We start from the raw sequence: 12,604 nt of genomic DNA, 5'->3' as shown, positions 1-12,604 counted from the left end.
AGAAAGAACGAAATGGTGCCTTTTTAGATTTTAGAGTGCCTTGTACATTTAAAAACGTAAGTTTTTCAGTGGCCTCGAATTAATCCACAGGCTTTTTCTTAATCGATTACCACCAAACGATTGTTACGAATGTTAAAGGGATCAGGAAGCCCAATAGCGCTCCTGTAAACATGAACATTTGAGGAATGCCATGCCCTTTTTCACTCATATGCATGAAATAGTAAAGTTGCAAACCGACTTGTACTGCAGCAAATAACATGATTGTCGGAATGATGAAGAACTTAGAAAATCCAGCTACCTCTGCCTCAAACGCAACAACCATTGAGAATGAAACAAGTGTAAGGAAAATCATAAGGGAAAACATCATTACCTGGTCACGCATGGACTTCTTTGCACGTCTTTGCGCAAGTTGTTGTTCAGCCGGTGTACGTTTGTAAACTTGGATGTCTGCCATCTTAACCTACCACTCCCATCAAGTAGACTACAGTGAAGATGAATACCCAAACAACGTCAATGAAGTGCCAGTACAATGAAAATGTATAGTACTTCGTAGCGTTGTATAGGTTTAAACCACGTTTCGCATTACGGAAAATCAACAATGTGATCCAGACAAGACCAACAGCTACGTGGAACCCGTGAGTACCAACAAGCGTATAGAACGCCGAACTGAAGGCACTATTGCCGAAAGTGAACCCTAAACCTACATAATGCGAGAACTCATATACTTCAAGCATGAGGAAACCAAGTCCTAAAAATGCAGTAACGGCAAGCCATAATTGCATTTTCTTAAAGTTGTAGTTACGCAAATGGTACATCGCAAATACACTTGTCAATGAAGATGTTAATAGCAACATCGTCATGACGAATACTAATGGCAATTCATAAAGCCCTTGAGTTGAGAATCCAAAACCGCTTGGTCCGGAGTTTTTCAATGCTACATACGTTGCAAACAATGTTGCGAACAGGATTGTCTCTCCACCAAGAAAGAGCCAGAAACCTACAAATTTGTTTTTCGCTTCAAGTGTCGCTCTTTCCGGATGTTCAGGCCACGTCTCAGGGGTGAATTTTTTATTCAAATCCATTAGTTTTGACCCCCTTTACGTTTCAAATCACGGAGAATCTCTTCTTTTTTAATATAATACCCAGTGTCATCTTGCAAGGAACGAGCCGCCATTGAAACGAAAGTCCATAATAGACCGAAAATCAGTAGTGGCAGTCCCCATGACTCTTCTGTACGGAACATCGCACCAAATCCTGCAATGAACAAACCAAATGACATAAGCAACGGTATGATAGAACCATTTGGCATATGAATATCCTTGATTGGTTCAGCAGGTGTAAGTCCTGATTCGTTGCCTTCCATCTTCTCGATCCATACTGAATCAAGTCCACGAACAAGTGGTGTTGCCGAGAAGTTGTAATATATCGGTGGAGATTCGATTGCCCACTCAAGTGTACGCCCGTCTCCCCAAGGATCATTTGCAACTTTTACATTCTTAATGGAAGTTACAATTGCATTGTAAACAAGAACAATAACACCAATCGCCATTAAGAACGCTCCAACCGTACTAATAAGGTTTGCAAGGTTCCAACCTTGGCCGTCCATATACGTCCAAACCCGACGCGGCATTCCCCAGAATCCAAGCCAGTGCTGGATAAGGAATGTCATATGGAAGCCGATGAAGAAGAACCAAAATGTAACTTTACCAAGTGTTTCATTCAACATTGTACCAAACATTTTTGGCCAATATAGATGTGTTGCAGCTAAGATCGCTAGTACTACCCCACCAACGATAACGTAGTGGAAGTGAGCAACGATAAAGTAGGTATCATGCAATTGGTAGTCAAGTGGTGCAGCCCCTTGCATTATACCTGTAACCCCACCCATTACGAATGAGGGAATGAAGCCAAGCGCATAAAGCATAGGAGTTGTAACCACGATGCTTCCACCCCACATCGTCAAAAGCCAGTTAAAGATTTTAACCCCTGTAGGAACTGCAATCGCCATCGTTGCAACAGCGAAAATCGCGTTCGCAGTCGGCCCTAAGCCAACAGTGAACATATGGTGAGCCCATACCATGAATCCAAGGAAACCAATCAACACAGTCGCGAAGACCATGGATGGATATCCGAACAAACGCTTACGGGAGAAAATCGAGAAGATCTCAGAGAAAATACCGAAAGCAGGCAAAATTAGAATGTAAACTTCAGGGTGACCGAAAATCCAGAAAATATGCTCCCAGATGATTGTATTACCACCCATCTCATGATTGAAGAAGTTTCCTCCGAACATACGGTCAAACGTCAAGAAGAAAAGACCGACTGTCAATGGAGGGAATGCGAACAAGATCATTGCAGATGCAACAAACGTAGTCCAAGTGAACAATGGCATACGCATGTATGTCATACCTGGAGCGCGCATGTTGATGATTGTTACAAGGAAGTTAATCCCTGCCATCAACGTACCTCCCCCAGCAATCTGTAGACCTATTGCATAGAAATCTACACCATGTCCCTCAGATGCAAGTGAGAGTGATGCGTACGATGTCCATCCAGCATCAGGCACCTCTCCGAATAACCAAGAAATGTTCAGGAATAATCCTCCGAAGAAGAACATCCAAAATCCTAATGAGTTAATGAATGGGAACGCAACGTCACGTGCACCGATTTGCAATGGCATGATGGCGTTCATAAATCCGAATAATATAGGCATGGCTGCTAAGAAAATCATCGTCGTTCCGTGCATTGTTATCAAATCATTGAATAGGCCTGCACTCACGAAATCATTGTTCGGAATATGAAGCTGCCAACGAATCAGCATAGCTTCAATTCCCCCTAGAACGAAGAAGAATCCGCCCCCAAGGAAGTAAAGGATTCCGATTTTCTTATGGTCGACTGTAGTTAACCAGTCCCACAGCGTTGCGCCAAAACCCTTTTTTTGAGCAACTGAACTCACTTTATTTACCTCCTCTTAAAATCGAGTAAAAATCAAATTATTATTCGACAGATAGACCCATCAAGTATTCTGCAATGGCATCCAATTCTTTGTCGGAAAGTTTTCCATCGAAATCAGGCATCTTATTGCCTGGCTTGTATTCTTGAGGATACTTAATCCATTCGATCAGATCTTCTTTTGTGTGATCCATAAATCCAGCAACACGATTACGGTCACCGAATGTTGCAAGGTTGGGTCCTTGTGCTCCACTCTCACCTACACCAGAAACTGCGTGACATCCGATACAGCTTTGTTGGAATAGAGCTTGACCTTCTGGATTTGCTACAACTTGGTTATCAGCTGATGCTTGCATTGCAGTAACCCATCGGTCAAATTCAGCGCGAGGCATCGTTTTAACTTTAAAGTCCATCAATGCGTGTGATGGACCACAAAGCTCCGCACACTTACCATAGAAGACTCCATCTTTAAGATCTTTTGAATCCTTCTCAAATACGAGATAGAATTTGTTCACGTTTTCAACGTTCGTATCAAGCTTTCCGCCTACAGCCGGAATCCAGAATGAGTGTTTTACGTCTGCAGCAATTAGATTGAAGTAAACCTTTTCATCCATCGGCACAACTAATTCCTGTGCAGTTACGATACCTAAATCCGGGTATTCAAATTCCCACCAATATAGTTTAGCTGTCACATCCACTACGAGATTTTCAGCATTCCCGTCCTCATCTACAGCACCCATCGCCGACACATCACCAAGTTTATATGTGTAATAAACGGTAGGAACAGCAAGTAGCAAAATCAATAGAATCGGAATGATCGTCCATACAAGTTCAAGCTTGTGACTTCCTTCAACTTGTTCAGGAATATGATCTTCACCTAATTTGGAGCGTCTGAAACGTACCAGTGCCACTAAAAAAATTGCTACAACTACAATAATGACGAGTAACATGATCCCTGAAGATAGAAGCAGTAAGTTGAACTGATCTCTTCCGACTTGTCCTGCCGGCAGAAGCGTTGAAAGTTCTTCCTGACCACATCCTGCAAGGAAAACTGTTAGTACAGCCAATAGAGAAAAGAGACGCCACTTTTTGAGTCCTTTCATCATCGCTAACTAATACCTCTCTTTCTAAAAAAAATGTTTTGTTCAAATGAGGACTGTTGACCTCTCTATCATGAATTCCTGTCAAAAAGAAAGAATTCCATCAGTTAGATGAATATCGAAAAAATGATCATAGCAACAAATAGGATTGTCATGTAATTCAGTGAGTAGATGAACATGGAAGTCGCCCATTTCATATCGTCCTTTACCTTGAATCCTTTTATCGCCAAGTATAACCAACCGATATTCAATACAGTTCCAAGCACTATGAATCCGATGCCAAGTTCAGCAAGAAGGAATGGCAATGGGAATAATAGAAGCACCCATGCAAGAATCGAAATTTTCGTCCTCTTGAAACCCTTTACAACAGGGAGCATTGGTATCCCCGCAGCACGGTACTCTTCGGTTCTGCGCATTGCCAGTGCATAAAAATGTGGCGGCTGCCATGCAAACATAATTAGGAATAGCGCCCATGCGCCCATACCCAGTGCAGGTTCTACTGCAGCCCACCCGATTAAAGGGGGAATTGCTCCGGATATACTACCTACGATAGTATTGCTGACATGTTTTCTTTTAGACCACATTGAATAGAGTACAACATAGCTGAATACACCCGCAAGCCCCCATAGTCCCGCTACAGGTGAAGCTGCAAATAGCATCACTTCGCCAATCACGATGAAAGTGAGAGCGAGAGCAAATACGCCCGGTGCCTTGAATCTACCCGTAACTGTTGGACGAGACTTTGTTCTTGTCATAACGGGATCGATATCCCGATCGATAAGATTATTCAAAGCTGCCGAACCGGCAATAATGAGCCCTGAACCGAAAAGTGCATACAACATCAGGTCCAAGTTGTGGATAAAGCTCTTACCGGTGAACTGAAAGGCGAGGAAAAGTCCGGTAAACGTTGTGATCAGATTCGAATTGACAATGCCGATTTTAATAAGTGCTAAGAAATCTTTAACGATGGAAGTCGATCTGATTTCCGGCTCAGCGGAAGATGAAATCGCCCGACCATTTGACATATGTACCCTCCTTTCAAGGATATCGGCAAGAACCGCTATACTTTACTATATCGAAAGTCGTGACTAATTTCTATACATAAACCGAATTTCGATAGAACCGTAAAGTATACTTACAATAAATTCACTTCGCCTTATCTATAGTAAATCATTTTCCCATGCCTTTTGTGAAGTTAAAGGGTCTTTTTTATGAACAATTTGTGAAATAGTCGGTACCAAACCCAGTTTTGACCAATATACGTTGTTTTTTCGACTATTTTTCGTTATTATCAACAAGCGGAGCCTTTTATACATATGGCCATTATTAGTTAAAGTAGGTGTTACCTTGCGATATAATAAATTATTGAAATGGTTTGGAGTTGCCTCCACAATCGGTATGCTGCTAATTCTGTTGGGCGGTGCTCTTGTCACAAAAACCGATAGCGGAATGGGGTGCGGGAGGCACTGGCCGGGTTGCAATGGACAATTGATTCCTGACGAAATAACCCCCGAAGTGCTTATCGAATTCTCTCATCGACTTGTGACGGGTGCTGTTGGAATATTGATTGTCATACTGTCCGTTTGGTCATGGAAAGCGATAGGTCATATTAGAGAAACTAAACTACTCTCTTTTTTAGCGCTGTTCTTCCTGATCTTGCAAGCTTTAATTGGAGCAGCCCAGGTGCTTTGGGGACAGGGCGATTTCATCCTTGCACTCCACTTTGGAATTTCTCTTATTTCTTTCGCTTCTGTCCTCCTTCTCACATTGCTTGTATTTGAGGTTGATAAGAAGTTTGATGCGGATGCGCTGAAGATCGGCAAACCATTAAAAATACATACGATTGGAGTAACAATTTACTCTTATGTCGTTGTATATACTGGTGCTCTTGTCCGCCATACGGAGTCTGAACTCAGCTGTACTGATTGGCCGATGTGTAAAAACGGAAACTTCTCCCTTCCACAAAACTTTTGGGAATGGGTCCAAATGAGCCATCGGACGGCCGCTGCATTGATTTTCATATGGCTATTGATTATTGCAATTCACGCAATCAGGCATTATAAAAACCAAAGGGTCATCTACTGGGGATGGATCATCGCTTTCATATTAGTGACGTTGCAAGTTATAGCAGGCGCTGTTGTTATTCTTACGCGTTTGAACCTATATGTTGCATTAGCCCACTCACTATTCGTTATCCTGTTGTTTGGATTACTGACTTATATGGTTCTTCTTGTTTCAAGAAGCAAACAAAAATAATAATCAAAAACGCTTGTGAGTAACTCACAAGCGTTTTTTGTTTTAATTTTCCAGTTCTATTAGTAAGTCCCCTGTAGAAATAGATTCTCCGTTATTTACATAGATTTCTTTAACAACTCCATCGAATGGCGCTTGGATTGTTGTTTCCATCTTCATTGCTTCCGTAATAAGTAAATGCTCGCCTCTCCTTACTTTTGCGCCTTTGGAGACCGCAATCTTCAACACAGTTCCAGGCATTGTAGCAGCGATCTGGGAGGCATTTGCAGGATCTGCCTTTTGTTTCCGAATGACATCGGCTTCTACGTTGATGTCCTGAATGATAACCTCTCGTGGCTGGCCGTTCATTTCGAAGTAAATGACACGGGTACCATCTGATTGCGGTTCACCTATGGATACTAACTTTATGATCAGAGTTTTCCCTTTTTCAATCTCCACTTCAATTTCTTGCCCCAATCGCATCCCGAATAGGAATTCCGGTGTGCTGATGACAGAAATGTTGCCAAATTGCTTTTTCATCGTTGAATATTCTTCAAACACTTTTGGATAAAGTGCATATGCAAGTGCATCTTTCATCGTTGAAGGATGACCTAATAATTCTTCCGTCTTGCAAAGAAGGCTTTCAAATTCAACATCTTCCAATAGTTCACCAGGGCGAACTGTAATCGGCTTTCTCTCCTTTAAAATAACTTTTTGTAATTCTTCCGGGAAGCCACCATACGGCTGACCGATATACCCTTCGAAAAACTCTATAACAGACTCTGGGAAATCTATTGACTCACCTCGGGATATGACAGATACCTCGTCCAAGTTATTTTGCACCATGAACAATGCCATATCACCTACTACTTTTGAAGACGGAGTTACCTTTACAACATCGCCAAATAATAAGTTGACACGGGAATACATTTCTTTAACTTCTTCCCATCTCTCCCCGAGGCCCACTGCTTTTGCCTGTTGTTGAAGATTGGAGTATTGACCACCCGGCATTTCATGAACATAGACTTCAGAATGAGGGCTAACCATGCCACTTTCAAAGTTTTGGTAATACTTCCGTACATCTTCCCAGTAATACGATAAAGATTCAAGGGCTGTAACGTCTGCACGGACTTGGCGTTTTCCATGTTGCAAAGCATAATAAAGTGAATTTGCAGATGGTTGTGAAGTGAGACCCGACATCGCTCCAAGAGCAGTATCAACGATATCAACGCCAGCCTCCACAGCTTTTGCATACATATAGATGCCATTCCCACTTGTATCATGCGTGTGAAGATGAATCGGAATATCGACGGTTGACTTCAGCTCAGAAATCAGCCGGTAAGCTGCTTCGGGTTTCAATAGACCAGCCATATCTTTTAATGCAAGAATATGTGCACCGGAGGCTTCAAGCTCCTTCGCCATTTTCTTATAATAATCCACGGAGTATTTAGCTCTTGAGTCATCCAAAATATCCCCTGTATAGCAAAGTGCCGCTTCGGCGACTTTACCCGCTTGACGTGTAGCATCAATTGCAATTTCCATCCCTTTAATCCAGTTCAAGCTATCGAAAATACGGAAAACGTCGATTCCCGATTCAGCGGAAGTTTTGATGAATTCACGTATGACATTATCCGGATAATTAGTATATCCAACTGCATTTGCTCCTCTGAAAAGCATTTGGAAAAGTACATTAGGAATTTGCTCACGTAACTTTGTTAGCCTTTCCCATGGATCTTCTTTCAGGAATCGATAAGCAACGTCGAATGTTGCACCACCCCACATTTCAAAAGAAAACAGATCCGGCATAAGTCGTGCTGACTCTGAAGCAATATTTACGATATCCGAAGTACGGACTCGGGTCGCAAGTAAAGATTGATGTGCATCTCTAAATGTCGTATCTGTTAGAAGAACATCCTTTTGATCCTTTATCCATTGAATTAGAGCATCAGGTCCTTTTTCATCTAATAGTTGCTTTGTTCCGGGAGTCGGTGAAACAGATAGATCTATTGCAGGTTTTCTTACCGGATGGAAAACAGGTTTGGTTTGTTTCCCTATACGAGGAAAACCGTTGACTGTAACATTACCAATATAATTAAGAATTTTAGTTCCTCTGTCTTTCCTGATTGGAAATTCGAATAGCTCAGGTGTCGTATCTATGAAACTGGTGTCGTAATTTCCAGTAAGGAAATTTTCATGACGGACTACATTTTCTAAAAATGGTATGTTCGTCTTAATGCCCCTAATTCGGAATTCCTGTAAATTGCGATCCATCTTAGCAGCTGCATCTCTGAATGAAGTTCCCCAAGTCGACACTTTGACTAAAAGAGAATCATAGTACGGTGTAATGACCGCCCCCTGAAAGCCGTTTCCTGCATCAAGTCGGACACCAAAGCCGCCACCAGAACGATAGACCATCAGTTTCCCTGTATCCGGCATGAAATCATTCAAAGGGTCTTCTGTTGTCACCCTTGATTGAATCGCATAGCCGAATAATGGTATTTTGTTCTGTTCAGGTATTGCCGAATCACCTTCATGGAGATTTCCTCCATTCGCTATATGGATTTGGGCATGCACGATATCAATACCTGTTACCATTTCAGTAATAGTGTGCTCCACTTGAATACGGGGATTGACCTCTATGAAATAAAATTCGCCATCAGCTACAAGGAATTCTACTGTTCCAGCGTTAAGATAAGAAATATTTTTCGCCAATTTGACAGCTGCACCACAAATATCTTGCCGGAGCTGATCATCTAATGATATTGATGGGGCAATCTCAACAACCTTTTGGTGACGACGCTGAATTGAACAATCACGTTCATACAAATGCACGACATTACCATATGCATCTGCTAAAATTTGAACCTCTATATGTTTCGGCTTCTTAATATATTTCTCCACATACACTTCATCCGAGCCAAATGCTGATTTCGCTTCTGACTTCGCACGTTCATACGCCTCAACTACTTCTTCTTGAGAAGTGACGATTCGCATCCCTCTACCCCCACCACCAAGTGAAGCTTTAATGATGATTGGATATCCGTAAGTTTCTGCGAAAGCGGTTACATCATGGACTGAGGAAACAGGCCCGTCGGTTCCAGGGATAACGGGAATATTAGCTTGAATCGCCTGTTCTCTGGCTTTTACCTTGTCCCCAAACATATCAAGATGCTTGGATGTTGGACCGATGAAAATGATCCCTTCCTCTTCCAGTCTTTTAGCAAACTCCTCGTTTTCAGCAAGAAAGCCATAACCCGGATGAACTGCGTTCGCCCCGCAAGATTTCGCTATTCTAATGATCCCTTCAATGTCCAAATAAGCATCTATAGGTTTTTTCCCTTCACCGACGAGGTAAGATTCATCAGCTTTGTAACGGTGGAACGAACCTCTATCTTCTGCAGAATAGATACCCACAGTTGGGATTTTCAGCTCAGTACAGGCACGAAATATGCGGATAGCAATTTCACCGCGGTTCGCAACGAGGATTTTCTTTATACGATTCATTTCCACCATTAATGCACTTCCTTTTCTATTTATTCTTTTGATACTTTGCGAACATTGATACATTCATCAATATTCCTAAAGATAAAGATATCAGAATCATGGAAGTTCCGCCATAACTTATAAGTGGAAGCGGTACACCTGTAAGTGGGATTAAGCCGGTTAAACCACCTAAATTCACAAATGTTTGTATCCCGATGACACTTCCAATACCAGCCGCAAGCATCCGGGCTTGTGGGTCTTTTGCGCTCATCGCAATATACAATGCACGTAACACGATGAACCCAAGCCCACCAATTACAATGATTGTACCAAGTATACCAATCTCTTCAGAGATGACAGCCATGATTACATCTGTATGCGGTTCTGGTAAATACCCCATCTTTTGGATGGAATTTCCTAATCCTAAACCTTTTACTCCCCCAGTTCCAATCGCAATATAGCCATTCGCGATTTGGTATCCTGAACCTTGTTCATAATCGAAAGGGTTCATGAAGGATAAAATACGACCTTTTCGACTGTCATTCATGACTGTATCCCAAATAAAATAAAGGCCAGCTGAGACGATTATCATCCCCGCCATAATTAAACCGCCTAATTTACCAAACGTCTTTAATCGTAGACCGCTTGCTGCAATTACTGAAAACGCACCCATTATAATGATGAATGATGTTCCGATATCCGTCTCAAACATTATCAATCCAATCGCAAAGACAAGAATGCTAACTGGAGGTCCAATTGATTTATTAATGGAATCGATTGTGCCAGCTTCATACTTTTTTGCAAATACACTTGCAAAATAAATGATGATAATCAGCTTTGCGACTTCGGAAGGTTGAATGTTTCCGAAACCCGGAACCTGGATCCAACTTTGGGAACCGCCTGCAGAGTATCCGATGAAATGGACAAGTACGAGCAGTAGGAACATAATAGCTATGGAAAACATCATGAACTTTTTTCTTTTGTAGTTCTGATATGGAAAGAATGATGCTAATAGAAATACAGGAATCGACACTGCAAGGTTTTTCATTTGTTTTACGTAAAAATGGTCTGGCGAAAAACCATATCGATTAACGGCCACTACCATACTTGAACTATAGATCATCACTAATCCGAAGAGGCAAAGCACTATGTATACTATGAATAACGGATAATCGAAGTTAGATATCATTCTTTTTATATATTTCCCCATCGGACCACCTCTATGAAATAAAAAACTCAAACCAATTAATGAGTTTGAGTCTTTTGTTTATTTTTTTGTATATAGCTCATGCAGAATGTTCATCTCTTTTTCTAACAAGGAGAGGATTTCTTTCCCCTTTTCACGCTCAATCAATCCAAGCTTGACAGCAAAATCAATCTCCCTTGATAAGCCGTACATTTGGGTATCCAAAACTTCCTCGTATAGAGGACATTGGGGCATTGTCAAATGATCCATCTGTACCTTTATGAGTTGTGCGATTTTATCTGCATCAGCTTGCAATTGCTTCATTGCTTTTTCCTGATAGGTTTCCTGCAATTCAATATCCACGAGGACGCCCCCATTCACCTTTTATTCCTACTACGGTGATTATGAATAAATTGTATCTTTTGAGAAGGTAAATTGCAAGTGTTTCCCTTTTTGCAGATGATAAAACCAATAGCTTTCCACATTGTATTTGAAGGAGTATACTATATCATAGAGAGAAGTTACGTTTAGGAGGAAATTCACATTGGAATCAATCATAACAGTACGTGGAAATGTAAAACATACAATTACTCTTGATCCAACTGTATGGATCTTTGACGATCGTAAAATCGACTTGACTACTTATTTTAATGCACCCCAAATTGAGAAAGATGAAGATGAAGAATATAAAAAAAGCATGGGCAAACATTGGTCCAGAGAAATCATGGAGGGGGCTATTTTTCCTCCTACTTTAAAAACAGAAAAGAAATTCGACCGTCAAAAAATGGTTACAGGAACTTTTGGGATACTCTTGAACCCTTTCTTGAAAAACGCTGTTCCTAATGAGGATGCGAAGACAATCACATTCAAATCCGCCGACAATCACGAAGAAACATTTCCACTATCCGATGCTGAGAATTTTATCTTTAAGTTCAGTCAAGACGGCAAGCCATTAAAAGAAGACGGACCTGTACATCTACTATTTAAAGATGGATCAAACATAGAAAATCCGTTAAAAGAAATTAGAAGCATAACTATTGAATAACAATAGTCTGTTTCAGGAAAATAAATGTTTCTCACGAAAAAGGAGTTGATCATTTGCGTGTTAAATGTGTCCTTTGCGACGAAATCGGGCAGCTACAAGATGATATCCCCCTTGCAAAAAAACTCAGGAATCATCCCATCAACACCTATATGTGTGATAGATGCAACGAACGGATAACTGAGTTTACCAATATGCGGGTCAACTCAGGTAAATTCAAGTTCTATCGTAGCTCACACTCTGCTGAAGATAAGTTTTAGGTAAATAAAAAACTCCACCGTTTAAACGGTGGAGTTTTCTTTATGCTCGTTCATTCTACGTATCCTGTAAATGATTAGAATAAGCGCCGCAACAATCAACCCTTCCGCAATCGGAAGGAAGAAGGCAAGGAATGTCAAGATTAGACATCCAAGAAACAGGAATGCATATATAACAAGATTTTGCCACGGCTTTATTTTACGCGCAAAACCAAGCTTATAAACAAGTGCCGATAAGAGGAAGACGAGGGCCAATAATACATAGCCCGCCGAAGTGAATGACGGCATTATCTCATAAATAAAACGTGATATTCCCGACATGCTTTCGATTACTTGCGAATCCTCCAACATC

At 41.2% G+C, this 12,604-nt stretch carries 12 protein-coding genes; 3 read left to right on the top strand and 9 right to left on the bottom strand.

Annotated features, from left to right (window positions below; all coding sequences use genetic code 11):
* Nucleotides 1-106 precede the first annotated feature (106 nt).
* The 5 genes from P5G49_RS16165 to cyoE form a co-directional block, all read right to left on the bottom strand.
* Nucleotides 107-454 carry a cytochrome C oxidase subunit IV family protein gene (locus tag P5G49_RS16165; protein ID WP_301245484.1) on the bottom strand — a complete coding sequence of 116 codons (348 nt, stop codon included), beginning with the start codon at nt 452-454 and terminating at the stop codon, nt 107-109.
* Nucleotide 455: 1 nt separating this feature from the next.
* Nucleotides 456-1,082, bottom strand: a complete 627-nt coding sequence (locus P5G49_RS16160; protein ID WP_301245482.1) for a cytochrome (ubi)quinol oxidase subunit III — start codon at nt 1,080-1,082, stop codon at nt 456-458.
* Nucleotides 1,082-2,956: a cytochrome c oxidase subunit I gene (locus tag P5G49_RS16155; RefSeq protein WP_301245480.1), complete on the bottom strand. Its 1,875-nt coding sequence runs from the start codon at nt 2,954-2,956 to the stop codon at nt 1,082-1,084. Before P5G49_RS16155 ends, P5G49_RS16160 begins: the two co-directional genes overlap by 1 nt.
* Before the next feature lie 40 nt (nt 2,957-2,996).
* Nucleotides 2,997-4,058 (bottom strand): cytochrome c oxidase subunit II, encoded by a 1,062-nt coding sequence (gene coxB, locus P5G49_RS16150; RefSeq protein ID WP_301245478.1) that lies wholly within the window; start codon nt 4,056-4,058, stop codon nt 2,997-2,999.
* A 101-nt stretch (nt 4,059-4,159) separates the two neighbouring features.
* On the bottom strand, nt 4,160-5,077 hold the full coding sequence (gene cyoE, locus P5G49_RS16145; RefSeq protein WP_301245476.1) for a heme o synthase: 918 nt from the start codon (nt 5,075-5,077) through the stop codon (nt 4,160-4,162).
* A 322-nt stretch (nt 5,078-5,399) separates the two neighbouring features.
* Between cyoE and P5G49_RS16140 the strand changes: the two genes are divergently transcribed.
* A complete protein-coding gene (locus P5G49_RS16140) occupies nt 5,400-6,308 on the top strand; it encodes a COX15/CtaA family protein (protein ID WP_301245474.1) in 909 nt (302 codons plus the stop codon).
* A gap of 42 nt (nt 6,309-6,350) precedes the next feature.
* On the opposite strand, the gene pyc is transcribed toward P5G49_RS16140, so the two are convergent.
* The 3 genes from pyc to P5G49_RS16125 are packed head-to-tail and all read right to left on the bottom strand — an operon-like array spanning nt 6,351 to nt 11,316.
* Entirely contained in the window at nt 6,351-9,788 is a 3,438-nt protein-coding gene (pyc, locus tag P5G49_RS16135; protein WP_301245492.1) for a pyruvate carboxylase, read from the bottom strand.
* Between the two features lie 25 nt (nt 9,789-9,813).
* The gene (locus P5G49_RS16130; protein ID WP_301245472.1) at nt 9,814-10,977 is read right to left on the bottom strand and encodes an FtsW/RodA/SpoVE family cell cycle protein; all 1,164 of its coding nucleotides are present in this window, start codon (nt 10,975-10,977) and stop codon (nt 9,814-9,816) included.
* A gap of 57 nt (nt 10,978-11,034) precedes the next feature.
* Nucleotides 11,035-11,316, bottom strand: coding sequence for an Fpa/YlaN family protein (locus P5G49_RS16125; RefSeq protein WP_301245470.1), 282 nt, complete (start codon nt 11,314-11,316; stop codon nt 11,035-11,037).
* 181 nt (nt 11,317-11,497) lie between these two features.
* Here P5G49_RS16125 and P5G49_RS16120 point away from each other — a divergent pair, with 181 nt between their 5' ends.
* Together P5G49_RS16120 and P5G49_RS16115 are read left to right on the top strand one after the other, a co-directional pair.
* Nucleotides 11,498-11,998, top strand: a complete 501-nt coding sequence (locus P5G49_RS16120; RefSeq protein ID WP_301245468.1) for a peptidyl-prolyl cis-trans isomerase — start codon at nt 11,498-11,500, stop codon at nt 11,996-11,998.
* Nucleotides 11,999-12,051: 53 nt separating this feature from the next.
* Nucleotides 12,052-12,255: a YlaI family protein gene (locus P5G49_RS16115; RefSeq protein WP_301245466.1), complete on the top strand. Its 204-nt coding sequence runs from the start codon at nt 12,052-12,054 to the stop codon at nt 12,253-12,255.
* Between the two features lie 21 nt (nt 12,256-12,276).
* On the opposite strand, the gene P5G49_RS16110 is transcribed toward P5G49_RS16115, so the two are convergent.
* The gene (locus P5G49_RS16110) at nt 12,277-12,603 is read right to left on the bottom strand and encodes a YlaH-like family protein (protein WP_301245490.1); all 327 of its coding nucleotides are present in this window, start codon (nt 12,601-12,603) and stop codon (nt 12,277-12,279) included.
* Between the last annotated feature and the right edge of the window lies 1 nt (nt 12,604).

It is taken from the genome of Sporosarcina highlanderae, from assembly GCF_030433715.1.
In the GTDB taxonomy this organism is placed as follows: Bacteria; Bacillota; Bacilli; order Bacillales_A; family Planococcaceae; genus Sporosarcina; species Sporosarcina highlanderae.
Note: the sequence above shows the minus strand (reverse complement) of the source record. Positions and strands in the feature narration are given on the sequence as shown.